Annotated in this window: 25 protein-coding genes, 1 rRNA gene and 1 other annotated feature; of the genes, 24 read left to right on the top strand and 2 right to left on the bottom strand. The window is 34.7% G+C overall.

The window, feature by feature from the left end:
• The first annotated feature begins 66 nt into the window (after window positions 1-66).
• Window positions 67-181, top strand: a 5S ribosomal RNA gene (rrf, locus tag LIX58_RS03185).
• Window positions 182-302: 121 nt separating this feature from the next.
• On the opposite strand, the gene LIX58_RS03180 is transcribed toward rrf, so the two are convergent.
• Window positions 303-1667 (bottom strand): PLP-dependent aminotransferase family protein, encoded by a 1365-nt coding sequence (locus tag LIX58_RS03180; RefSeq protein ID WP_126566068.1) that lies wholly within the window; start codon window positions 1665-1667, stop codon window positions 303-305.
• A 98-nt stretch (window positions 1668-1765) separates the two neighbouring features.
• Between LIX58_RS03180 and pdxS the strand changes: the two genes are divergently transcribed.
• A complete protein-coding gene (gene pdxS, locus LIX58_RS03175) occupies window positions 1766-2653 on the top strand; it encodes a pyridoxal 5'-phosphate synthase lyase subunit PdxS (RefSeq protein ID WP_126566066.1) in 888 nt (295 codons plus the stop codon).
• A 3-nt stretch (window positions 2654-2656) separates the two neighbouring features.
• Window positions 2657-3211, top strand: a complete 555-nt coding sequence (gene pdxT, locus LIX58_RS03170) for a pyridoxal 5'-phosphate synthase glutaminase subunit PdxT (protein ID WP_126566064.1) — start codon at window positions 2657-2659, stop codon at window positions 3209-3211.
• 104 nt (window positions 3212-3315) lie between these two features.
• Here pdxT and LIX58_RS03165 read toward each other — a convergent pair whose 3' ends face one another.
• Window positions 3316-4530, bottom strand: coding sequence for a NupC/NupG family nucleoside CNT transporter (locus tag LIX58_RS03165; protein WP_126566061.1), 1215 nt, complete (start codon window positions 4528-4530; stop codon window positions 3316-3318).
• A gap of 156 nt (window positions 4531-4686) precedes the next feature.
• Between LIX58_RS03165 and LIX58_RS03160 the strand changes: the two genes are divergently transcribed.
• The 21 genes from LIX58_RS03160 (at window position 4687) to LIX58_RS03060 (ending at window position 23259) form a co-directional block, all read left to right on the top strand.
• Window positions 4687-5148 (top strand): CtsR family transcriptional regulator, encoded by a 462-nt coding sequence (locus LIX58_RS03160; RefSeq protein WP_103297547.1) that lies wholly within the window; start codon window positions 4687-4689, stop codon window positions 5146-5148.
• A 24-nt stretch (window positions 5149-5172) separates the two neighbouring features.
• Complete coding sequence (locus LIX58_RS03155) at window positions 5173-5736, top strand: UvrB/UvrC motif-containing protein (protein ID WP_126566059.1); 564 nt, start codon at window positions 5173-5175, stop codon at window positions 5734-5736.
• On the top strand, window positions 5729-6736 hold the full coding sequence (locus LIX58_RS03150) for a protein arginine kinase (protein WP_126566056.1): 1008 nt from the start codon (window positions 5729-5731) through the stop codon (window positions 6734-6736). Before LIX58_RS03155 ends, LIX58_RS03150 begins: the two co-directional genes overlap by 8 nt.
• Before the next feature lie 15 nt (window positions 6737-6751).
• A complete protein-coding gene (locus LIX58_RS03145) occupies window positions 6752-9226 on the top strand; it encodes an ATP-dependent Clp protease ATP-binding subunit (protein WP_226386072.1) in 2475 nt (824 codons plus the stop codon).
• 200 nt (window positions 9227-9426) lie between these two features.
• On the top strand, window positions 9427-10791 hold the full coding sequence (radA, locus tag LIX58_RS03140; RefSeq protein WP_226386071.1) for a DNA repair protein RadA: 1365 nt from the start codon (window positions 9427-9429) through the stop codon (window positions 10789-10791).
• Window positions 10792-10817: 26 nt separating this feature from the next.
• Complete coding sequence (locus tag LIX58_RS03135) at window positions 10818-11885, top strand: PIN/TRAM domain-containing protein (protein WP_226386070.1); 1068 nt, start codon at window positions 10818-10820, stop codon at window positions 11883-11885.
• 384 nt (window positions 11886-12269) lie between these two features.
• Window positions 12270-13724 carry a glutamate--tRNA ligase gene (gene gltX, locus LIX58_RS03130; protein ID WP_154838088.1) on the top strand — a complete coding sequence of 485 codons (1455 nt, stop codon included), beginning with the start codon at window positions 12270-12272 and terminating at the stop codon, window positions 13722-13724.
• Between the two features lie 380 nt (window positions 13725-14104).
• Window positions 14105-14746: a serine O-acetyltransferase gene (gene cysE, locus LIX58_RS03125; RefSeq protein WP_103297554.1), complete on the top strand. Its 642-nt coding sequence runs from the start codon at window positions 14105-14107 to the stop codon at window positions 14744-14746.
• Window positions 14730-16130, top strand: coding sequence for a cysteine--tRNA ligase (cysS, locus tag LIX58_RS03120; RefSeq protein WP_126566047.1), 1401 nt, complete (start codon window positions 14730-14732; stop codon window positions 16128-16130). The genes cysE and cysS overlap by 17 nt, the downstream gene beginning before the upstream one ends.
• A gap of 1 nt (window position 16131) precedes the next feature.
• The gene (locus LIX58_RS03115; RefSeq protein ID WP_126566070.1) at window positions 16132-16521 is read left to right on the top strand and encodes a Mini-ribonuclease 3; all 390 of its coding nucleotides are present in this window, start codon (window positions 16132-16134) and stop codon (window positions 16519-16521) included.
• Between the two features lie 5 nt (window positions 16522-16526).
• Window positions 16527-17276, top strand: a complete 750-nt coding sequence (rlmB, locus tag LIX58_RS03110) for a 23S rRNA (guanosine(2251)-2'-O)-methyltransferase RlmB (RefSeq protein ID WP_126566045.1) — start codon at window positions 16527-16529, stop codon at window positions 17274-17276.
• On the top strand, window positions 17273-17800 hold the full coding sequence (locus LIX58_RS03105; RefSeq protein WP_126566042.1) for an NYN domain-containing protein: 528 nt from the start codon (window positions 17273-17275) through the stop codon (window positions 17798-17800). The genes rlmB and LIX58_RS03105 overlap by 4 nt, the downstream gene beginning before the upstream one ends.
• 70 nt (window positions 17801-17870) lie before the next feature.
• Window positions 17871-18461, top strand: coding sequence for a sigma-70 family RNA polymerase sigma factor (locus tag LIX58_RS03100; RefSeq protein WP_126566039.1), 591 nt, complete (start codon window positions 17871-17873; stop codon window positions 18459-18461).
• Between the two features lie 95 nt (window positions 18462-18556).
• The gene (gene rpmG / locus LIX58_RS03095) at window positions 18557-18700 is read left to right on the top strand and encodes a 50S ribosomal protein L33 (RefSeq protein ID WP_126566037.1); all 144 of its coding nucleotides are present in this window, start codon (window positions 18557-18559) and stop codon (window positions 18698-18700) included.
• Window positions 18701-18763: 63 nt separating this feature from the next.
• The gene (gene secE, locus LIX58_RS03090; RefSeq protein WP_103297561.1) at window positions 18764-18964 is read left to right on the top strand and encodes a preprotein translocase subunit SecE; all 201 of its coding nucleotides are present in this window, start codon (window positions 18764-18766) and stop codon (window positions 18962-18964) included.
• 91 nt (window positions 18965-19055) lie between these two features.
• A complete protein-coding gene (gene nusG / locus LIX58_RS03085; protein ID WP_103297562.1) occupies window positions 19056-19604 on the top strand; it encodes a transcription termination/antitermination protein NusG in 549 nt (182 codons plus the stop codon).
• Window positions 19605-19804: 200 nt separating this feature from the next.
• Window positions 19805-20227, top strand: a complete 423-nt coding sequence (gene rplK, locus LIX58_RS03080; protein WP_001832298.1) for a 50S ribosomal protein L11 — start codon at window positions 19805-19807, stop codon at window positions 20225-20227.
• Window positions 20228-20526: 299 nt separating this feature from the next.
• Window positions 20527-21222: a 50S ribosomal protein L1 gene (gene rplA, locus LIX58_RS03075; RefSeq protein ID WP_126566036.1), complete on the top strand. Its 696-nt coding sequence runs from the start codon at window positions 20527-20529 to the stop codon at window positions 21220-21222.
• Between the two features lie 153 nt (window positions 21223-21375).
• Window positions 21376-21526: a sequence feature (ribosomal protein L10 leader region), on the top strand.
• A gap of 39 nt (window positions 21527-21565) precedes the next feature.
• Window positions 21566-22066, top strand: coding sequence for a 50S ribosomal protein L10 (rplJ, locus tag LIX58_RS03070; protein WP_103328829.1), 501 nt, complete (start codon window positions 21566-21568; stop codon window positions 22064-22066).
• A 39-nt stretch (window positions 22067-22105) separates the two neighbouring features.
• Window positions 22106-22474, top strand: coding sequence for a 50S ribosomal protein L7/L12 (rplL, locus tag LIX58_RS03065; RefSeq protein WP_126566033.1), 369 nt, complete (start codon window positions 22106-22108; stop codon window positions 22472-22474).
• 176 nt (window positions 22475-22650) lie between these two features.
• Window positions 22651-23259, top strand: a complete 609-nt coding sequence (locus tag LIX58_RS03060; protein ID WP_126566030.1) for a class I SAM-dependent methyltransferase — start codon at window positions 22651-22653, stop codon at window positions 23257-23259.
• The last annotated feature ends 104 nt before the right edge of the window (window positions 23260-23363 follow it).

Below are 23363 nucleotides of genomic sequence, written 5' to 3'. Positions count from 1 at the left end.
TTTCAAAGTTTTGCGACGCAAAATCTTTACTTACTATCTAGTTTTGAATGTATAATCATTCACTTGTCTGGTGACAATGGCAAGGAGGTCACACCTGTTCCCATGCCGAACACAGAAGTTAAGCTCCTTAGCGCCGATGGTAGTTGGATTTACGTTCCGCTAGAGTAGGACGTTGCCAGGCAATTAAATCGTATGGATGCGATGAGCCAATATCGAGACCGCAAGGTCTCTTTTTTTATGTCTAAAAGAAGGGTGAAGCACAAATCAGTAATTAAAATGATTCGTACTTCACCTTTCTTTTCTTATATAGTTAATGCTTTTATTAATGCGTTTGTATGTGTTTCTAATTCGTCGTTTGGTATACCTCCAAAACCTAATATAAATTTTGGATGTTTTTGTACGATATTGTCATAATGATAGACTTTTAATTTTAAACTTAATTGTTCTGCATTTTCCATACATTCTTTTAATGTGAGACCATTTATAACTTTGATAGTAAAATGCATCCCCGTAAGCGCACCTTCTACGAGTAGTTGATCGTTATATGGTTTTAAACGTTTAAGTATATAATCTAGTTTCTCCCGATATATTCTTCTCATTTTATTTAAATGTCGCTCAAAGCTACCTGAAGCCATGAAATTAGCTATAATGTGTTGAATATGAACGGGAACCGTATTACTTTCTTTATGTGGCATGTCATAATATCTTTGTAATAATTTATTTGGAAGTACAAGATAAGCAATACGACAACTTGGAAATAATGATTTTGAAAATGTACTAATATAAATGACTTTTTCGTTTTTATCTAAACTTTGTAGAGCAGGTATAGGTTTACCATAGTATCTAAATTCTGAATCATAGTCGTCTTCAATAATATAATGTTCTTCTTTTTGATGTGCCCATTTAATCAGTTGGGTTCTTTTTTTTAAATTCATCACATAGCCAGTTGGAAATTGATGAGAAGGTGTAATATATAATATATCATTATTTGAATGAATAACTTGATTAGTGTTTATGCCATCTTTTTCTACTGTAGCTTGGATATAATCATGATTTTTCTTATCTAATACTTGTTTAATAGGAGGATAACTTGGCTTTTCTATAATAAATGAGGAATCTTTCAATAATTCTGTGACCATATTTAATAGTTGTTCTGTCGAAGAACCTATAATGATTTGTTTAGGATGAGAAGACACGCCACGACTATTAAATAAGTAATGAGCGATTTGTTGTCTTAATGACAACTCTCCTTGTATATCGCCCTTATCTAAAAGCGCTAATTGATTATCTTCAAATACTTCTTTAGCATATTTTCTAAATAAATGAAGAGGAAAATATTCTGCATCAATTTCAGCTAAATTAAAAGCATATTGATAGTGAGATTCGATGTATTCTTCTTTGTCAGTATTTATTTGAAAGTCATTTGTATTAACGATAGGAAGGGCTTGAATATCTGAAACATAATAACCTGAACGTGGTTTTGAATATATAAATCCCTCATCTAACAAAAGTTGATAGGCGTGTTCTATAGTAGTATGACTTAAAGATAAGTGTTCACTTAATTGGCGTTTAGATGGGAATTTATCATTGGCTTGATACTGACCCTCGATAATTTGGTTTTTTAACTTTTCATAAAGTGAAATATATAATTTTTGTTTATTAGACATAGTAAACTGGCCCCTAATTTTATAAATAAATTGTACCTTTTTAAATATCAGTTTATAACTTAAAATAGATTTAATCAATCGGAAAAGGGGTAAATGATATGTCTAAAATTGTTGGATCAGATAGAGTTAAACGAGGAATGGCTGAAATGCAAAAAGGCGGCGTTATTATGGACGTTGTCAATGCAGAACAAGCTAGAATTGCTGAAGAAGCAGGTGCAGTAGCAGTTATGGCTTTAGAACGTGTACCATCTGACATCAGAGCAGCTGGTGGGGTAGCACGTAGCGCTAATCCAAAGATTGTTGAAGAAGTTATGAATGCAGTATCTATTCCTGTTATGGCTAAAGCACGTATTGGTCATATTACTGAAGCACGCGTGTTAGAAGCAATGGGCGTAGACTATATTGATGAATCAGAAGTGTTAACTCCTGCTGATGAAGAATATCACTTAAGAAAAGATCAATTCACAGTACCTTTCGTTTGTGGTTGCCGTAATTTAGGTGAAGCAGCACGTCGTATTGGTGAAGGTGCAGCAATGTTACGTACTAAAGGTGAACCTGGTACTGGTAACATCGTTGAAGCAGTAAGACATATGAGAAAAGTTAACTCTGAAGTAAGTCGTTTAGTAGTAATGAATGATGATGAAATCATGACTTACGCTAAAGAGTTAGGTGCACCATATGAAGTGTTAAAACAAATTAAAGATAATGGCCGTTTACCAGTAGTTAACTTTGCAGCTGGTGGGGTAGCAACACCTCAAGATGCTGCATTAATGATGGAATTAGGAGCTGACGGTGTATTCGTTGGTTCAGGTATTTTCAAATCAGAAGACCCTGAGAAATTTGCTAAAGCTATTGTTCAAGCTACAACTCATTACCAAGATTATGAATTAATCGGTAAATTAGCAGCTGAATTAGGTACTGCTATGAAAGGTTTAGATATGAACAAAATTTCATTAGAAGAACGTATGCAAGAGCGTGGTTGGTAAGCTATGAAAATTGGTGTATTAGCATTACAAGGTGCCGTGCGTGAACATATTCGACATATTGAATTAAGTGGTCACGAAGGTATTGCAGTAAAAAAGGTTGAACAATTAGATGAAATAGATGGCTTAATTCTTCCTGGTGGTGAATCTACTACTTTGAGAAGACTTATGGATCTATATGGTTTTAAGGAAAAGTTACAACAGTCTGACTTACCAATGTTTGGTACATGTGCAGGATTAATTGTCCTTGCGAAAGATGTCGAAGGTGAAACAGGATATTTAAAAAAATTGGATATTACCGTTGAACGTAATTCATTTGGTAGACAGGTTGATAGTTTTGAAGCTGAACTTGATATTAAAGGCATTGCTGAAGATATAGATGGTGTATTTATACGTGCGCCACATATCTCTAGCGTAGAAGATGGTGTAGAAGTATTGAGTACTGTAGGTGACAAGATTGTTGCCGTTAAACAAGGCAAATATTTAGGGGTATCATTCCACCCTGAATTAACTGATGATTATAGAGTGACACAGTACTTTATTGATCACATGGTTAAGTAATATAAATTCTTAGGAGGCGCTCAAAATGAGTGCCTCCTTTTTCAAAAATAAAAACCTAGAACTTTCTACATAGTGAAAAGTTCTAGGTTTATTTAAACTCTATATTAAATAAAGAATCCAGCGATTGCTGCTGAGATGAATGAAACTAATGTCGCACCGAATAAAAGTTTAAGACCGAAGCGGGCTACGACGTCACCTTTCTCAGAGTTAAGTGATTTAATAGCACCTGAAATGATACCGATTGAACTGAAGTTAGCGAATGATACTAAGAATACTGAAGTAATACCTTTCGCATGTTCAGAGATACCTTTTAAGTGACCTAATGATTGCATCGCAACGAATTCATTAGATAATAATTTAGTTGCCATTACTGAACCTGATTTAACAGCATCTTCCCAAGGTACACCAGCTAAGAATGCTAATGGAGCAAAGACAAATCCAATTAAAGTTTGGAAATCCCATTTAATTGTACCACCAGATACTAAACTAAAGGCACCACTTACTAAACCATTTAATAATGCGATGATAGCGATATAACCGATTAACATAGCGCCAACGATAACGGCAACTTTAAATCCATCTAAAATGTATTCCCCTAACATTTCGAAGAAAGATTGTTTCTTCGTTTCGCTCTCATCTACTAATAATTTATCTTCTTCTTCATTAACTTTATATGGGTTAATGATTGAAGCGATAATGAAACCACCAAATAAGTTTAGAACAACGGCTGTTACAACGTATTTAGGTTCAATCAATGTAAAGTATGCACCGATGATTGATGCTGATACTGTAGACATTGCTGAAGCGGTTAATGTGTATAAACGTTGTTTAGGAATGTAAGGTAACTGTTGTTTTAATGAAATGAAAACTTCAGATTGTCCTAAAATAGCAGCGGCTACTGCGTTATAAGATTCTAAACGTCCCATACCATTAATTTTAGAAATTAAGAAACCTAACACGTTAATAATCCAAGGTAAAATTCTAGTGTATTGTAAGATACCAATTAATGCTGAAATGAATACGATTGGTAATAATACGCTAAAGAAGAATGGTGGGTTCTTAGGATCTACATATTTAAATCCACCAAATACGAAATTAACCCCTTCTGCTGCTTTTTGTAATAAGTAATTGAATCCTTCTGAGATTCCACCAATGACTGTAATACCTACTGTTGTTTTTAATAGAATAAACGCGAAAATAAGTTGGATAACAAGCAATATTCCAACATATTGCCAGCGGATATTTTTTCTGTCAGAGCTAAATAAAAATGCAAGTGCTAAAAAGAAAATTATCCCTATAATCCCAATAAGAATATGCATGATTCTACTCCTTTAAATTTTTATTTTACCTTATATAATACAATAAATTAGTGTAAGTAACATCATAATTTTTAAAATTATAAAAACAAATTGGTTGAAAAAGGTCAAAGATGCTCATATAATATAGTCAAAGAAGGTCAAAAGAGGTGGTAAATCATGCACAACATGTCTGACATCATAGAACAATACATTAAAAAATTATTTGAAGAAACTAATGAAGACGTGGTAGAAATTCAAAGAGCAAATATTGCTCAACGTTTCGACTGTGTACCTTCTCAATTAAATTATGTGATTAAAACAAGATTTACAAATGAACATGGCTATGAAATAGAGAGTAAACGTGGTGGCGGAGGTTACATCCGAATCACAAAAATTGAAAATAAAGATGCAACGGGGTATATTAATCACCTAATGCAACTTATCGGGCCATCTATTTCACAACAACAAGCGTATTACATTCTAGATGGTCTATTAGATAAAAATCTAATTACTGAAAGAGAAGCTCGAATGATACAAGCTGTTGTCGATCGTGAAACGTTAAAAATGGACGTGGTTGCTAGAGATATTATTAGAGCAAATATTTTAAAACGTTTGTTACCAATTATTAATTACTATTAATAGAGAAAAGCGAGGTGTCTATGTGTGCTTTGCGAAAATTGTCATTTAAATGAAGCAGAGGTTAAACTCACAGTTAAAAGTAAAGAAGGCGCTTCTGAAAAGTGGGTCTGTTCGATTTGTGCGCAAGGAGATAATCCATGGCATCAAAATGAACATACGTCGTCACATTCCCAGTTTCAAGATGATATAGAAGAAGCATTTGTGGTGAAACAAATTTTACAACATCTTGCTACTAAACATGGAATTAATTTTCACGAAGTGGCTTTTCAAGAAGAAAAACGATGTCCAACATGTAATATGACGTTAAAAGATATAGCGCATGTAGGGAAATTTGGATGTGCAAACTGTTATGCTACATTCAAAGAGGACATTATAGATATTGTGAGGCGAGTACAAGGTGGACAATTTGAACATATAGGTAAAACACCTCGCTCTTCACATAAAAAACTTGCTATAAAAAAACAGATTGAAGAAAAAACAAAATATTTAAATATATTAATAGAAGAACAGAACTTCGAAGAGGCTGCTGTGGTTAGAGATGAAATTAAAGCCTTAAAAGATGAGAGCGAGGTGGGACGTCATGAGTGATATCAACCCTCACATTAGTGATTGGATGAAAGAAACTTCTGAAGCGCCTATCGTTATGTCGTCACGTATTCGGTTAGCGCGTAATTTAGAAAATCATGTCCACCCATTAATGTTTCCATCTGAGCAATCAGGTTTTAGAGTGATTAATGAAGTTCAAGACGCATTACCTGAGTTAACATTGATGAGACTAGATACTATGGATCAACAAAATAAAATGAAACTAGTGGCAAAACATCTGATTAGTCCTGAATTAATTAAACAACCTGCCTCAGCGGTGTTATTAAATAATGATGAATCGATGAGTATCATGCTTAATGAAGAAGATCATATTCGCATTCAAGCAATGGGAAGTGATTTATCATTACATGAGTTATATCAACAGGCCTCTGAAATTGATGATCAGCTCGATGAAAAGCTTGATATAAGTTATGACGAGCATCTAGGTTATTTGACGACTTGCCCTACTAATGTAGGTACGGGTATGAGAGCAAGTGTCATGCTTCATTTACCTGGCCTATCTATTATGAAAAGAATGAATCGTATCGCTCAAACAATTAATCGTTTTGGATTTACGATTCGAGGTATATATGGAGAAGGCTCACAAGTTTACGGACATATTTATCAGGTTTCAAATCAGCTTACACTTGGTAAAACTGAAGAAGAAATTATTGATAATTTAACAGAAGTTGTTCAACAGATTATTAATGAAGAAAAACAAATCCGTGAACGATTAACTCAATATAATGAACTTGAAACATTAGATCGTATATATCGTTCATTAGGCATATTACAGAATAGCCGAATGATATCAATGGAAGAAGCGTCTTATAGATTAAGTGAAGTGAAATTAGGCGTAGATTTAGGCTATCTATCGTTAAATAATTTTAAATTTAATGAGCTAATGGTTAGCATACAATCCGCATTCTTATACAATGACGAAGATGAAACGGTATCTGTCAATCAACGTCGAGCAGATATTTTAAGAGAACATACAAAATAGGAGGTATAGAACGATATGCTATTTGGTAGATTAACTGAGCGCGCACAACGTGTGTTGGCACATGCGCAAGAAGAAGCAATCCGTTTGAACCATTCAAATATAGGTACAGAACATTTATTACTTGGTTTAATGAAAGAACCTGAAGGTATCGCAGCTAAAGTTTTAGAGAGCTTCAATATTACAGAAGATAAAGTGATTGAAGAAGTTGAGAAACTCATTGGTCACGGCCAAGAGCAAACAGGCACACTTCATTACACACCAAGAGCGAAGAAAGTGATTGAACTATCTATGGATGAAGCTAGAAAGCTACACCATAACTTTGTAGGTACAGAGCATATTTTATTAGGCTTAATCCGTGAAAATGAGGGCGTAGCAGCACGCGTCTTTGCCAATTTAGATTTAAATATTACAAAAGCACGTGCACAAGTAGTGAAAGCATTAGGTAGCCCAGAAATGAGCAATAAAAATGCTACAGTAAATAAATCTAATAACACACCAACATTAGATGGTTTAGCGCGTGATTTAACAGTCATTGCTAAAGATGGAACGTTAGATCCAGTTATTGGTAGAGATAAAGAAATTACACGTGTGATTGAAGTATTAAGCCGTCGTACTAAAAACAACCCAGTTTTAATCGGTGAACCTGGTGTGGGTAAAACAGCAATTGCTGAAGGTTTAGCACAAGCAATTGTAAATAATGAAGTACCTGAAACATTAAAAAATAAACGTGTCATGTCATTAGATATGGGTACAGTTGTTGCGGGTACAAAATATCGTGGCGAATTTGAAGAACGCTTGAAAAAAGTAATGGAAGAAATTCATCAAGCAGGTAATGTCATTCTATTTATCGATGAATTACACACATTAGTAGGTGCTGGTGGCGCTGAAGGTGCTATTGATGCATCAAATATTTTGAAACCTGCGTTAGCACGTGGTGAATTACAATGCATTGGTGCTACTACATTAGATGAATATCGTAAAAACATCGAGAAAGATGCAGCATTAGAACGTCGTTTCCAACCTATTCAAGTGGACGAACCTACGGTAGAGGATACAATTGCTATCCTTAAAGGTTTACGCGATCGTTATGAAGCACATCACCGCATTAACATTTCAGATGAAGCACTTGAAGCGGCTGCAAAATTAAGTGATCGTTATATTTCTGATCGCTTCTTACCAGACAAAGCAATCGACTTAATTGATGAAGCTAGTTCTAAAGTAAGATTAAAAAATCATACAACACCTAGTAATTTAAAAGAAATTGAACAAGAAATTGAAAAAGTGAAAAACGAAAAAGATGCTGCTGTTCATGCACAAGAATTCGAAAATGCAGCAAACTTACGTGATAAACAAACTAAATTAGAAAAACAATATGAAGATGCTAAAAATGAATGGAAAACATCTCAAGGTGGCCAATCTACTTCATTATCTCAAGAAGACATCGCTGAAGTGATTGCTGGTTGGACTTGTATTCCATTAACTAAGATTAACGAAACAGAATCTGATCGTTTATTAAACCTTGAAGACACATTGCATCAACGTGTTATTGGGCAAAACGATGCTGTCACTTCTATTAGTAAAGCAGTGCGTCGTGCTCGTGCTGGATTGAAAGATCCTAAACGTCCAATTGGTAGCTTTATCTTCTTAGGACCTACTGGTGTAGGTAAAACAGAATTAGCTCGTGCATTAGCTGAGTCAATGTTCGGTGAAGAGGATGCTATGATTCGCGTTGATATGAGTGAATTTATGGAGAAACATGCAGTGAGTCGTTTAGTCGGAGCGCCTCCAGGTTATGTAGGCCATGATGATGGTGGTCAATTAACTGAAAAAGTAAGACGCAAACCTTATTCAGTTATTTTATTCGATGAAATCGAAAAAGCACATCCAGATGTATTTAACATCTTGTTACAAGTTCTTGACGATGGTCATTTAACTGATACTAAAGGGCGTCAAGTTGACTTCCGTAATACAGTAATTATCATGACATCAAACGTAGGTGCACAAGAATTACAAGACCAACGTTTCGCTGGTTTCGGTGGTGGCACTGAGGGCCATGATTACGAAACAATTCGTAAAACAATGATGAAAGAATTGAAAAATGCTTTCCGCCCAGAATTCTTGAACCGAGTTGACGATATCATCGTCTTCCATAAACTTACTAAAGATGAATTGAAAGAAATCGTAACAATGATGGTTAATAAATTAACTAAACGTCTTTCAGAACAAGATATTGATATCATTGTAACGGATAAAGCAAAAGAAAAAATTGCTGATGAAGGATATGATCCAGAATACGGTGCACGTCCGTTAATCAGAGCGATTCAAAAAACAATTGAAGATAACTTAAGCGAATTAATCCTAGAAGGTAATCAAATCGAAGGTAAAGAAGTTATCATCGACCATGATGGTAATGAATTTAAATATGATATTCGTGAAAAAAATAATGACGACGTAACTGATGAAGAAACAACATCTGACGTTGAAGCGTAAATGATTTATCAAATTTAATTATGATAATACGAGGTCAAGACGAGTAGTAAGTCTTGACCTCGCTTTTATATAGCAGTGGTGTAGTTTGCTCTAATGATATATTAGACTTCTGCGCCACTTATTTTTCTATCTTTACATTTGTCATTATTAATCGATACATATAAAATAGATTTGTTCATAGAAAAATCGGAGGTGCAATTTTGGCCAAAAAGAAAGTGATTTTTGAGTGTATGGCTTGTGGCTACCAAACACCTAAATGGATGGGTAAATGTCCAAATTGTGGTGCATGGAACCAAATGGAAGAAATAGTTGAAAAAGCTGCAAACCCTAAACATGGCGTTAAAGCTAAAGAGTCTAGCGCTAAAGTACAAAAATTAAACAATATTAAGCATGAAGCAACACCAAGAGTTCAAACAGAATCTAAAGAATTTAACCGTGTTTTAGGTGGCGGTATTGTTAGCGGCTCATTAGTACTTATCGGTGGTGACCCAGGTATCGGTAAGTCTACATTGTTATTACAAATTTGTGCATCGCTATCACAAAAATTAAATGTACTCTACATTACGGGTGAGGAATCATTAAATCAAACTAAATTACGTGCAGATCGTCTTGAAGAAGATTCAAGTAATTTAAATGTTTTAGCTGAAACGGATTTAGAAGTTATTCACCAAACTGTACAACAAGAACAACCAGACATTTTAGTAGTGGATTCTATTCAGACGATATATCATCCTGAAATTAGTTCGGCCCCTGGTTCTGTCTCACAGGTACGTGAAAGTACGCAAAGTTTAATGAATATTGCTAAACAAATGAACATTGCTACTTTTATCGTTGGACACGTGACTAAAGAAGGACAAATTGCTGGGCCACGATTATTAGAACATATGGTAGATACAGTATTGTATTTCGAGGGCGATGAACATCACGCTTATCGAATTTTGCGCGCAGTTAAAAACCGTTTCGGTTCAACAAATGAAATGGGCATTTTCGAAATGAAACAAAGCGGGTTAAAGGGTGTACAAAACCCATCCGAAATGTTCTTAGAAGAACGTTCAACTAATGTTCCGGGCTCTACTATTGTTGCAACAATGGAAGGAACGCGACCACTACTTATTGAAGTGCAAGCTTTAGTAACGCCAACTACTTTTAATAACCCAAGACGTATGGCGACTGGTATTGATCATAATCGCTTAAGTTTATTAATGGCTGTATTAGAGAAGAAGGAAAATTATTTATTACAGCAACAAGATGCTTATATTAAAGTAGCAGGTGGCGTACGTTTAACAGAGCCTGCAGTAGATTTAAGTGTGATTGTAGCTACTGTCTCCAGCTTTAAAGATAAAGCAGTAGATGGCCTCGATTGTTATATTGGTGAAGTCGGTTTAACGGGTGAAGTTAGACGCGTATCACGTATTGAACAACGTGTGCAAGAAGCAGCGAAGTTAGGATTTGAAAGAGTAATTATTCCTCAAACGAATATTGGCGGCTGGACGTTCCCAGAAGGTCTTCGTGTAGTAGGTGTGTCAACAGTACATGAAGCTTTAAAGTATGCGTTTAAAGCATAATTAAGACGGCTAAAGAGGTGAGATTTATGAAGGTATTGAAGGGTATAGTAGTGATTATCTATATCATCCTCGGTACATCGCTTGGGATTCTGTTAATACCCGAGATACTCCATGATTTAAATATAAAGAATCATCCTATTTTAACGAATTACTACGTCGATGGTTTCATAGGCATCGTGTTGTTTTTCTTAATATTTGGTTTGTTTATAAATAAAGTAACTAAAACATTAAAAAATGTAGAACAATGGATTCTACAACGAAGTGCAGTTGAAATATTATTTGCAACGCTTGGTCTTATTATCGGTTTATTCATCTCAGTGATGGCGTCTTTCATACTTGAAATGATTGGCAATTCCATTTTAAATCATTTAGTGCCGATCATTATTACACTACTATTATGTTACTTAGGTTTCCAATTTGGTTTGAAAAAGCGCGACGAAATGCTTATGTTTTTACCAGAGAATATGGCACGTTCAATGTCTAAAAATAATGTCAGTGCGATACCTAAATTATTAGATACAAGTGCAATTATCGATGGTCGTATTCTAGATGTTATCCGTTGTGGATTTATTGATGGGGAGATTCTTATACCTCAAGGCGTGATTAATGAGCTTCAAGTGGTAGCTGACGCTAATGACAGTGTGAAACGTGAAAAGGGCCAACGTGGTTTGGATATTTTAAAAAAATTATACGACTCGGATTATCCCACGCGCGTTATTCATCCTCAAAAATCACATAGTGATATCGATGAGTTATTAGTGGAATTGGCGCAATCTTACCATGCGCATGTCATTACGACAGATTTTAATTTAAATAAAGTATGTCATGTACAAGGGATTAAAGCGTTAAACGTGAATGATTTATCTGAGGCAATTAAACCGAATGTGCATCAAGGCGATCATATTAACATCTTATTAACTAAGATGGGTAAAGAACCGGGTCAAGGTGTAGGTTATCTCGATGACGGTACAATGGTGGTTGTAGACAATGCGAAGCAACTTGTGGGTAAACAAGTAGAATTAGAAGTCATCAGTTTATTGCAAACGTCATCTGGACGTATTATTTTTGCTAAAAAATTAGGTGACGTTAATTAGAGTGGCTAAGTGAGTGAGCGATGATATTATACAACTAGCATGAAATACATGCGAAATGGATGAGGTAGCAGAATCGTTAGAGACGCATGGGTTTCATGTGGAACGCTAGCTGTTTAGGGCACTCTTTTCAAAAAATAAAAAATGCTGTATACGGAGATGACGTGAGACTTATCAAAGTGTTGATTTAGTGCTACAATAGTGTAGAAATGTGACGTTTTATCTAAGTATAGAGTGGGTGAGGAAAGTTATTCAAAAACGCGTCTTTATAGATAGTTTGGGATAGCTTTTTTCTAATGGAAGAAGATGTTTCTGAGGTGCCTATAGTGTGCCCTGTGGTTAGATGAACCGTGATTGATTAATGAATAATTATTAGGAGTGAATATAATGAGTGAACGCGTAAGAGTTAGATATGCGCCGAGTCCAACTGGATATTTGCATATTGGTAATGCGAGAACGGCATTGTTTAACTATTTATTTGCTAAGCATTATGATGGAGATTTCGTAGTGCGTATTGAGGATACTGATAGTAAACGTAACCTTAAAGATGGCGAAGCTTCTCAGTTTGAGAACTTAAAATGGTTAGGTTTAGATTGGGATGAATCAGTGGATAAAGATAATGGCTATGGTCCATATCGTCAATCTGAACGTGGTGATATTTATAATCCACTTATTCAACAATTGTTAGATGAAGACAAAGCTTATAAATGTTATATGACTGAAGATGAGCTTGAAAAAGAACGTGAAGAGCAAATCGCGCGTGGTGAGATGCCACGTTATGGTGGTAAACATGCGCACTTAACAGAAGAAGAGCGCCAACAATTTGAAGCGGAAGGTCGTAAACCATCAATCCGATTCCGTGTACCACAAGATAAAACTTACACGTTTAATGATATGGTTAAAGGCGAAATTTCATTTGATTCTAATAATATTGGCGACTGGGTTATCGTGAAGAAAGATGGTATTCCTACTTATAACTTTGCTGTAGCAGTCGATGATCATTACATGGAAATTTCAGATGTTATTCGCGGTGATGACCATGTATCTAACACACCTAAACAATTAATGATTTATGAAGCATTTGGTTGGGAACCACCTCGCTTCGGTCATATGTCATTAATCGTTAATGAAGAGCGTAAGAAATTAAGTAAACGTGATGGTCAAATTTTACAATTCATCGAGCAATACCGTGATTTAGGTTATTTACCTGAAGCGTTATTTAACTTCATTACATTATTAGGTTGGTCTCCTGAAGGCGAAGAAGAAATCTTCTCTAAAGAAGAATTTATTAAGATTTTTGATGAAAAACGTCTTTCTAAATCACCAGCAATGTTTGATAGACAAAAACTTGCTTGGGTTAACAACCAATATATGAAAGAGAAAGATAACGAAACAGTATTTGAACTTGCTTTACCTCATTTAATTAAAGCAAACTTAATTTCTGCTGAACCTAATGAAGAAGAAAAAGAATGGGGCCGTAAACTTATTGCACTTTACCAAAAAGAAATGAGTTATGCCGGCGAAATCGTACCATTATCAGAAATGTTCTTTAAAGAAATGCCTGAATTAGGTGAAGAAGAACAAGAAGTACTTAATGGTGAACAAGTACCTGAATTAATGTCTCATTTATATGGTAAATTAGAAGCATTAGAACCATTTGAAGCTGCAGAGATTAAGAAGACAATTAAAGAAGTTCAAAAAGAAACTGGCATTAAAGGTAAACAACTATTTATGCCAATTCGTGTAGCTGTTACTGGTCAAATGCATGGTCCTGAATTACCAAATACTATCGAAGTATTAGGTAGAGACAAAGTGTTATCACGCTTGAAAAAACACGTTTAAAACAAAGATTTGAACGACGGTGGATGTAGCTTTGTACTTGAAATTTTACATTAAAGCTCATATGATTAGGTTACACATGAAACAAAGGATTAGTAAATATCAGATAATGTATTCAGAGAGTGTGCGGTAGCTGCGAGCACATCATTATCAATATTGAATGCACCTTTGTATTAAGAATCAATTGAATATGTAAATGAGTATGATAAAGAGACTGTCTTGATGAATAGAAGGATGGGTAATCTTTATCTAAATACAGAGTGGAACCGTGCGGTAGCGCCTCTAGCATATATGTGTTAGAGGTGCTTTTTTATTAACTAAAATTTAGATTGAGTAGTCGTAATTGTGGAATTAATTACTTTTAAACTGAGGGGGAGACAGTCTTGATAAAAAGAATTAGAGACGATGTGAAAATGGTATTTGAACAGGACCCAGCAGCACGTACAACATTTGAAGTTATTACAACTTATGCTGGTTTGCATGCAGTATGGAGTCACTTAATTGCGCATAAATTATATAACAAAAAACGATATGTCCTTGCTAGAATCATATCTCAAGTTTCTCGCTTCTTTACAGGAATTGAAATTCATCCTGGTGCCAAAATTGGGAAACGTTTATTTATCGACCATGGTATGGGCGTCGTGATTGGCGAAACATGTACGATTGGCGACAATGTAACGATTTATCAAGGTGTAACACTAGGCGGTACAGGTAAAGAAAAAGGAAAACGTCACCCAGATATAGGCGATAATGTGCTGATTGCGGCAGGTTCAAAAATATTAGGTAATATTCAAATAGATTCTAATGTTAATATTGGAGCGAATTCAGTTGTATTACAATCTGTACCTAGTTATACAACCGTCGTTGGTATTCCAGGTCATATTGTAAAACAAGAAGGAAAACGTATAGGTAAAACATTCGATCACCGTAATTTACCGGATCCATTATATGAACAAATTAAGCAACTAGAAAAGCAACTTGAAAAAGCTAAGAACGGAGAGATTAAAGATGATTACATTATATAATACATTAACACGTCAAAAGGAGACGTTTGAGCCTATTGAACCAGGGAAGGTGAAAATGTATGTATGTGGTCCAACAGTATATAACTACATTCATATTGGTAACGCGCGTCCCGCTATTAATTATGACGTGGTACGTCGTTACTTTGAATACCAAGGCTATGAAGTCACATATGTATCAAACTTTACGGATGTAGATGATAAATTAATTAAACGCTCACAAGAGCTTAACGAGAGTGTCCCAGAAATTGCAGATAAATATATCAAAGCATTCTATGAAGATGTCGGTGCTTTAAGCGTTAAAAAAGCCTCTTCAAATCCTCGAGTAATGGACCATATGGATGAGATTATTGCATTCATTAAAGAGTTAGTAGATGAAGGGTATGCGTATGAAAGCAATGGTGACGTTTATTTCAGAACCCGTAAATTTGATGGCTATGGTAAATTAAGTCACCAATCTATTGATGATTTAAAAGTAGGTGCCAGAATCGAAGCGGGTGAACAGAAAGAAGACGCTTTAGATTTCACTTTATGGAAAAAAGCAAAACCAGGTGAAATTAGCTGGGAAAGTCCATTTGGTGAAGGACGTCCAGGTTGGCATATTGAATGTTCAGTAATGGCTTATCATGAATTAGGTAAAACAATTGATATTCATGCTGGTGGTTCAGATTTACAATTCCCTCACCATGAAAATGAGATTGCACAATCTGAAGCACATAACCATGCGCCGTTTGCGAACTACTGGATGCACAATGGTTTCATTAATATTGATAATGAAAAAATGAGTAAATCTTTAGGTAACTTTATTTTAGTACATGACATTATTAAAGAAGTGGATCCAGACGTACTACGTTTCTTCATGATTAGTGTGCATTATAGAAGTCCAATTAACTATAACTTAGAATTAGTTAATGCTGCGAAAAGCGGTTTAGAGCGTATTCGTAATAGTTATAAATTAATTGAAGAACGTGAATCTATCGCAACAGATATTACAGATCAGTCTGATTATATTGAACAAATTGATGCTATTTTAGAACAATTTGAAACAGTGATGAATGATGACTTTAATACTGCCAATGCAGTAACTGCATGGTATGATTTAGCAAAACTTGCGAATAAATATGTATTAGAGAATACAACATCAACACAAGTAATTGCACGCTTTAAAGAAGTGTATCAAATCTTTAGTGATGTTCTTGGAGTACCACTTAAAGGTACAGATTCTGACATGTTGTTAGATGAAGATATTGAAAAACTTATCGAAGAACGTAATGAAGCACGTAAAAATAAAGACTTTGCTCGCGCTGATGAAATTAGAGATATGTTGAAAGAACAAAATATTATTTTAGAAGATACGCCTCAAGGTGTACGTTTTAAACGTGGTTAATATGGATCCTAAATTATTGAACCCTTTAACATTAGCGTATATGGGCGATGCAGTATTGGATCAACATGTTCGCCGTTATATCGTATTGAAATTACAAAGTAAACCGAACCGTTTACATCAAGTGTCTAAACGTTATGTTTCTGCTAAAAGTCAGGCGCAAACATTAGAAAAGTTGATTGAAGCGCAATGGTTTACAGACGAGGAATTAGACATCGTTAAAAGAGGTCGTAATGCTAAAAGTTATACTAAAGCTAAAAATACAGACATACAAACATATCGCAAAAGTTCAGGCTTAGAAGCAGTCATAGGATTTTTATATTTAGATTATCAAGGGGCTAGATTAGAAGCGTTGCTTGATGAAATTGTTCAATTAGTCAATGAAAGGGAGTGAAATTAGTGGAAGATATCGTAATTGTCGGTAGACACGCTGTTAAAGAAGCGATTGTCTCTGGACATACTATCAATAAAATTTGGATACAAGAGGGCATAAGAAAACAACAAATTAATGACATATTACAAAATGCAAAAGAACAAAAATTAATTGTTCAAACAGTACCAAAATCAAAATTAGATAATTTAGCAAATGCACCTCATCAAGGGGTAGCAGCATTAATTGCACCATATGAATATGCAGATTTTGATCAATTTGTTAAAGCGCAAAAAGAAAAAGAAGGTCTATCTACAATTGTTATTTTAGATGGGCTTGAAGACCCACATAACTTAGGTTCTATTCTAAGAACTGCAGATGCGAGTGGTGTCGACGGTGTCATCATACCTAAAAGACGATCTGTTGCCTTAACTCAAACAGTAGCAAAAGCATCAACAGGTGCTATTCAACACGTGCCAGTCATGAGAGTGACTAACTTAGCTAAAACCATCGATGAGTTAAAAGATAATGGTTACTGGGTAGCTGGTGCTGAAGCGGATAACGCTACTGACTATCGTGAAATGGCGGCTGACATGCCACTAGCGATAGTCATTGGTAGTGAAGGTCAAGGTATGAGTCGATTAGTTAAAGATAAATGTGATTTCTATATAAAAATACCAATGGTTGGTCATGTTAATAGCCTTAATGCATCGGTAGCAGCTAGTTTAATGATGTATGAGGTATACCGTAAAAGACATCAACTTGGAGATAACGCATGAAGGATAGATATTTAATTATCGATGGCTATAATATGATAGGTCAATCTCAAGAATTGAGTAAGATTGCACGTGAGAATTTGCAAGAAGCACGTGAACAATTGCTTGATGCTATTGCCAATTATAATGCTGTTGTCGCAGATGAGATTGTATGTGTATTTGATGCTTACGAACAATCAGGTATTGAAAGAGAGTATATTTATCACGGTGTGAAGACAGTGTTTACTAAAGAAAAAGAAACTGCAGATAGCTATATCGAACGCTATGTTTATAATTTATACAATAAGCATACAACGCATATCACAGTAGTAACGAGTGATATGAGTGAACAGCATGCGATATTTGGCGCAGGTGCCTATCGTGTGTCATCTAGAGAAATGTGGCGTGATTTGAAAGAAAATGCAATCACAGTGAGTAAGTCTTTAGATGATTTTAGTGAAAGCAAGCCGAGAACTCGAATTTCGCTATCAAATGATGTTCTAGCAGAATTTGAAAAGATTAGACGAGGTAATCATAAAAAAGATTAAATATGGCTACTTGCCATTTGATATCAGTTCTTTATACACTATGTCTAATTTAATATGAAAGGTATAGTGTATGACTCAAAATTTCAATCAACTAGAACAAGTATTCATTAACTTCCAACAAAGTCGAAATCGCTGCGAACAAGATCAATTATTTACAACTATAGTAAGCCAATTGCACTCGAGCCTTTCAATAAAGTTTAAGCAAGCGGGTGTGTCTGCTTCGGATATTGAAGATTTAGTACAAGAATTATTGATTAGAACATATTTGTCACTACAGACTTTTGATTTTACGTTGAACATTCCATTTGAGCACTATTTAAATTGTATGGTTCGCTCGCTTAGGAATGATTTTTGGAGAAAAAGATATGCAGAGACCAATAGAAATGAATCTCTAATCAATGAATATATTGTGAGATATAAATGGAACAAATCTTCTAACCAAACCGAAGCGTACTGCTTAACACAAGCTCAAAATGAGGAAATACAAGAGAGTTTATTATATTTAAGTGATTTAGAAAGAAATGTAGCGCAATTAATGTTATGTGACTATTCTCCAACAGAGATAGCTAGAAAATTAAATATTAAAGATAAAGTAGTTTACAATAGTATTCAACGTTGTAAAATGAAAATGAAAGACTATTTAATCCAGCGTTATTGCTAGCTAATTAGGGCAACGACACTATTACGCTAGTTTGACATTTCTTGTAAAATTTATGTATAGTATACTGGTATTAAAATGAGTAAAGGTGAATTGTTGTGAAAAAAGTACCTTTAATTTGTGAAGTTTGCGGTAATAGAAATTATAATGTCCCGAAAAATGAAAATTCTGCAACGAGATTAGAATTAAAAAAATATTGTCCAAGATGTAACGCTCATACGATTCACAAAGAATCAAAATAAGCTTGTTAATGCATAATATTTTAAATAGATGGCTAATCAAGGGTAAGTATGGAGGTAATTTTGATGGCTAAAGATAAAGGCACAGGTAAAGAAAAAGAAAGTTTCTTCCAAGGCGTTAAAAGTGAAATGGAAAAAACAAGTTGGCCTACTAAAGAAGAACTTTTTAAATATACTGTAATCGTAGTATCTACAGTAATTTTCTTCATGGTGTTTTTCTGGTTGTTAGACGTAGGTATTGGTAATTTAATTCAATTATTTAGATAAGAGTTATAATTAAAGATAAGTTTATTGACAGAGTAATTTTAAGTATAAAGACTGAAAGGTTTATTTACAGTCTGAGAGAAGGAGTGACAACATGTCTGAAGAAGTCGGCGCAAAGCGTTGGTATGCCGTGCATACGTATTCTGGATATGAAAATAAAGTTAAAAAGAATTTAGAAAAAAGAGTAGAATCAATGAATATGACAGAGCAAATTTTTAGAGTTGTCATACCTGAAGAGGAAGAAACACAAGTTAAAGATGGAAAAGCTAAAAAACAAGTTAAGAAAACATTTCCTGGTTATGTATTAGTAGAACTAGTGATGACAGACGAGTCATGGTACGTTGTTCGTAATACTCCAGGTGTAACTGGTTTCGTTGGTTCAGCAGGTGCTGGTTCTAAGCCTAATCCATTACTTCCAGAAGAAATGAGATTCATTTTAAAACAAATGGGTCTGAAAGAAAAAACAATCGATGTCGAATTAGACATTGGTGAACAAGTTCGTATTAAATCTGGTCCTTTCGCTAATCAAGTAGGCGAAGTACAAGAAATTGAACCTGACAAATTTAAATTGACTGTATTAGTTGATATGTTCGGTAGAGAAACACCAGTTGAAGTTGAATTTGATCAAGTTGAAAAATTATAAAATTTAATCAGAAGAAAAAAGACACTGAAAAATAAAGTCTCTTAAAAAAGATGAAATTTTACTATTGATTTTTAAGTGAGTTCAGTGTTAAAATAATGTGGTCGCGTTTTTAGAACGCTCATTTCGTCACGAAATGTTTATGAGTGGGAGGGCAAAACTGAGCCCTGTGACCACATCACGATATCAAGGAGGTGCACATCGTGGCTAAAAAAGTAGAAAAAGTAGTTAAATTACAAATTCCTGCAGGTAAAGCGAACCCAGCACCACCAGTTGGTCCAGCATTAGGTCAAGCAGGTGTGAACATCATGGGATTCTGTAAAGAATTCAACGCACGTACGCAAGAACAAGCAGGTTTAATCATTCCGGTAGAAATCAGTGTATATGAAGACCGTTCATTTACATTCATTACTAAAACTCCACCGGCTCCAGTACTACTTAAAAAAGCAGCTGGCGTAGAAAAAGGTTCTGGTGAACCTAACAAAACTAAAGTTGCTACAGTAACTAAAGATCAAGTACGTGAAATTGCACAAACTAAAATGCAAGACTTAAACGCTGCAGACGAAGAAGCAGCTATGCGTATTATCGAAGGTACTGCACGTAGTATGGGTATCACTGTACAATAATTTTTGAACATAAAAGTTAGATTATCGAAATAAAATTTAGAGGTTGAAGCAAAAGTTTACTTTTTAAGAGCTGTTATCGGCTCCTAGATTATAAATGCTTTTGTCCATACCTCGTTAGACGATGGCAGGTAACAGAAACGACAACCAATAATATTGTCTGTGATGAATTTTTATAAGTTTTAATACCTTAAGGTGATTTAAAACAGTAGATATTCATCTGTTATCTGCTCTTAACTTGTGTAATACACAAGTAAGCGTGGGAGGAAATTCCGCTAAAACCACTAAAGGAGGAACAATAAATGGCTAAAAAAGGTAAAAAGTATCAAGAAGCAGCTAATAAAGTTGATCGTACTAAACACTATAGTGTTGAAGAAGCAATCAGCTTAGCTAAAGAAACAAGCATTGCTAACTTTGACGCATCAGTTGAAGTAGCTTTCCGTTTAGGAATTGATACACGTAAAAATGACCAACAAATCCGTGGTGCAGTAGTATTACCAAACGGTACTGGTAAATCACAACGTGTATTAGTATTTGCTAAAGGTGATAAAGTCGCTGAAGCAGAAGAAGCAGGTGCAGATTACGTAGGTGAATCTGAATATGTACAAAAAATCCAACAAGGTTGGTTCGACTTTGACGTAGTAGTAGCTACTCCAGACATGATGGGCGAAGTTGGTAAATTAGGTCGTGTATTAGGACCTAAAGGTTTAATGCCAAACCCTAAAACTGGTACTGTAACTATGGACGTTAAAAAAGCTGTTGAAGAAATCAAAGCTGGTAAAGTTGAATACCGTGCTGAAAAAGCTGGTATCGTACATGCTTCAATCGGTAAAGTTTCATTCAGCGATGAACAATTAGTTGAAAACTTTAAAGCTTTACAAGATGTTTTAACAAAAGCTAAACCATCTTCAGCTAAAGGTACTTACTTCAAATCTGTTGCTGTAACTACAACAATGGGTCCTGGAGTTAAAGTAGACACTGCTTCATTCAAATTATAATTTAAATAATAAATGATATAGATTAAAGACTGAGAGAATTTGATGTAATTTCGATATAGCATATATGATTATATATTTGCTTAAGAAGTTTAAAATTAATTTCTTTCAGTCTTTAAAAAAATGTTGACATTTCACAATAAACAGGTTATATTACTTATTGTGATTATTTTACCTAAGACAGTAGGAGTTATTGATAACTTAAAATTTATCCTACCGAGGCTAAATTGACTTGAACGTGATGATTATTAAAATGATCTTTCAAGCACTTTTTGCCGTGGGTAGAAAGTGCTTTTTTTATTGAAAAATAAAAAAAAGCACCAAAAATAAAAATGGAGGTGTCTGAATGTCTGCTATTATTGAAGCTAAAAAACAACAAGTTGATGTTATTGCTGAACAACTTAAAAATTCAGTTTCAACTGTTATCGTTGACTACCGTGGCTTAACTGTTGCCGAAGTAACTGAACTTCGTTCACAATTACGTGAAGCTGGTGTTGAGTATAAAGTATACAAAAACACAATGGTTCGTCGTGCAGCTGAACAAGCAGGTATCGAAGGCTTAGATGAATTCTTAACTGGTCCTACAGCTATCGCTACTTCTACTGAAGATGTAGTTGCTCCAGCGAAAGTTATCGCAGGATTTGCTAAAGAACACGAAGCTTTAGAAATTAAAACAGGCGTTATGGAAGGTAGCGTTATCTCAGCAGAAGAAGTTAAAACTGTTGGTTCATTACCTTCACACGATGGTCTTGTATCTATGCTTTTATCAGTATTACAAGCTCCAGTACGCAACTTCGCTTATGCGGTTAAAGCTGTTGGAGAACAAAAAGAAGAAAGCGCTGAATAATTGCGCGTAAAATATTAAAATAAATGGAGGAATAATAAAATGGCTAATCAAGAACAAATCATTGAAGCAATTAAAGAAATGTCAGTATTAGAATTAAACGATTTAGTAAAAGCAATTGAAGAAGAATTTGGTGTAACAGCAGCAGCTCCTGTAGCAGCAGCTGGCGCAGCTGGTGGCGGCGACGCAGCAGCTGAAAAAACTGAATTTGACGTTGAATTAACTTCAGCTGGATCTTCAAAAATCAAAGTTGTTAAAGCTGTTAAAGAAGCAACTGGCTTAGGCTTAAAAGATGCTAAAGACTTAGTTGACAACGCTCCTAAAGTAATCAAAGAAGGCGTTGCTAAAGAAGAAGCTGAAAAACTTAAAGAACAATTAGAAGAAGTTGGAGCTACTGTAGAATTAAAATAATTCTAGTATCTTAACTTAATATTAAAGTTGTCTGTTAATATGATTACTTTTTTAAAGTAAAAGAATTAAAGATAGCTTGAATTCTTTGAGAAATTAAAACCCCGTTATCACGATAACGGGGTTTTTACTTCATTTTCTAGCAAATAAAAGATGAACAATGATAGAGAGGTGTAATAATGGGGCATTATTATGATGAGAATCCTGAGGTGCAAAGTGATGAGAAGGTCATCAGTTACCATTATCATCAACATGAATTAACCTTAACTACGGATGCTGGCGTGTTCTCTAAAGGTAAAGTTGACTTTGGTTCTGATACGCTTGTTCAAACATTTCTAAATGAACATCCTCCAGGTCCAAGTAAAAAGGTGATTGATGTTGGCTGTGGTTATGGACCAATAGGTCTAATGATTGCGAAAGTTTCACCACATCACCACATCACAATGGTTGATGTGAATCACCGTGCTTTAAATTTAGCTGAAAAAAATAGAAAAGCGAATCACATAGATAATGTAGATATAAAAGAAAGTGATGGCTTATCGCAAGTTGAAGATAATAGTTATGATTTTGTTTTAACTAATCCTCCTATCCGTGCAGGTAAAGAGGTTGTTCATCGTATTTTTGAAGAGGCATATTCAAAATTAAGAGATCAAGGTGAATTATACGTGGTCATCCAAAAGAAACAAGGTATGCCTTCCGCTAAAAAGAAAATGGAAGAAATATTTAATAATGTAGAAACTGTGAATAAGAATAAAGGCTACTACATCTTGAAAAGTCGAAAAGGTTGATTTCAAGGTAGTATTCTGATATAGTAATAAAATGTAAAAATTTATGTTCAATAAGTGTGTACTTTTACGCAAAATGAGTACGAAAAACAAGAATAATTGCAGAA

Source organism: Staphylococcus sp. Marseille-Q1834 (assembly GCF_916858875.1).
Lineage (GTDB): Bacteria > Bacillota > Bacilli > Staphylococcales > Staphylococcaceae > Staphylococcus > Staphylococcus pragensis.
This window is presented reverse-complemented; position numbering and strand designations above follow the sequence as displayed.

What these genes read in the sequence shown, in the direction of transcription:
- LIX58_RS03180 (WP_126566068.1), bottom strand. Translation starts at nt 1,667, where the DNA reads ATGTCTAATAAACAAAAATTATATATTTCACTTTATGAAAAGTTAAAA.
- pdxS (WP_126566066.1), top strand. Translation starts at nt 1,766, where the DNA reads ATGTCTAAAATTGTTGGATCAGATAGAGTTAAACGAGGAATGGCTGAA.
- pdxT (WP_126566064.1), top strand. Translation starts at nt 2,657, where the DNA reads ATGAAAATTGGTGTATTAGCATTACAAGGTGCCGTGCGTGAACATATT.
- LIX58_RS03165 (WP_126566061.1), bottom strand. Translation starts at nt 4,530, where the DNA reads ATGCATATTCTTATTGGGATTATAGGGATAATTTTCTTTTTAGCACTT.
- LIX58_RS03160 (WP_103297547.1), top strand. Translation starts at nt 4,687, where the DNA reads ATGCACAACATGTCTGACATCATAGAACAATACATTAAAAAATTATTT.
- LIX58_RS03150 (WP_126566056.1), top strand. Translation starts at nt 5,729, where the DNA reads ATGAGTGATATCAACCCTCACATTAGTGATTGGATGAAAGAAACTTCT.
- LIX58_RS03145 (WP_226386072.1), top strand. Translation starts at nt 6,752, where the DNA reads ATGCTATTTGGTAGATTAACTGAGCGCGCACAACGTGTGTTGGCACAT.
- LIX58_RS03135 (WP_226386070.1), top strand. Translation starts at nt 10,818, where the DNA reads ATGAAGGTATTGAAGGGTATAGTAGTGATTATCTATATCATCCTCGGT.
- gltX (WP_154838088.1), top strand. Translation starts at nt 12,270, where the DNA reads ATGAGTGAACGCGTAAGAGTTAGATATGCGCCGAGTCCAACTGGATAT.
- cysS (WP_126566047.1), top strand. Translation starts at nt 14,730, where the DNA reads ATGATTACATTATATAATACATTAACACGTCAAAAGGAGACGTTTGAG.
- LIX58_RS03115 (WP_126566070.1), top strand. Translation starts at nt 16,132, where the DNA reads ATGGATCCTAAATTATTGAACCCTTTAACATTAGCGTATATGGGCGAT.
- LIX58_RS03105 (WP_126566042.1), top strand. Translation starts at nt 17,273, where the DNA reads ATGAAGGATAGATATTTAATTATCGATGGCTATAATATGATAGGTCAA.
- LIX58_RS03100 (WP_126566039.1), top strand. Translation starts at nt 17,871, where the DNA reads ATGACTCAAAATTTCAATCAACTAGAACAAGTATTCATTAACTTCCAA.
- secE (WP_103297561.1), top strand. Translation starts at nt 18,764, where the DNA reads ATGGCTAAAGATAAAGGCACAGGTAAAGAAAAAGAAAGTTTCTTCCAA.
- nusG (WP_103297562.1), top strand. Translation starts at nt 19,056, where the DNA reads ATGTCTGAAGAAGTCGGCGCAAAGCGTTGGTATGCCGTGCATACGTAT.
- rplA (WP_126566036.1), top strand. Translation starts at nt 20,527, where the DNA reads ATGGCTAAAAAAGGTAAAAAGTATCAAGAAGCAGCTAATAAAGTTGAT.
- rplJ (WP_103328829.1), top strand. Translation starts at nt 21,566, where the DNA reads ATGTCTGCTATTATTGAAGCTAAAAAACAACAAGTTGATGTTATTGCT.
- rplL (WP_126566033.1), top strand. Translation starts at nt 22,106, where the DNA reads ATGGCTAATCAAGAACAAATCATTGAAGCAATTAAAGAAATGTCAGTA.
- LIX58_RS03060 (WP_126566030.1), top strand. Translation starts at nt 22,651, where the DNA reads ATGGGGCATTATTATGATGAGAATCCTGAGGTGCAAAGTGATGAGAAG.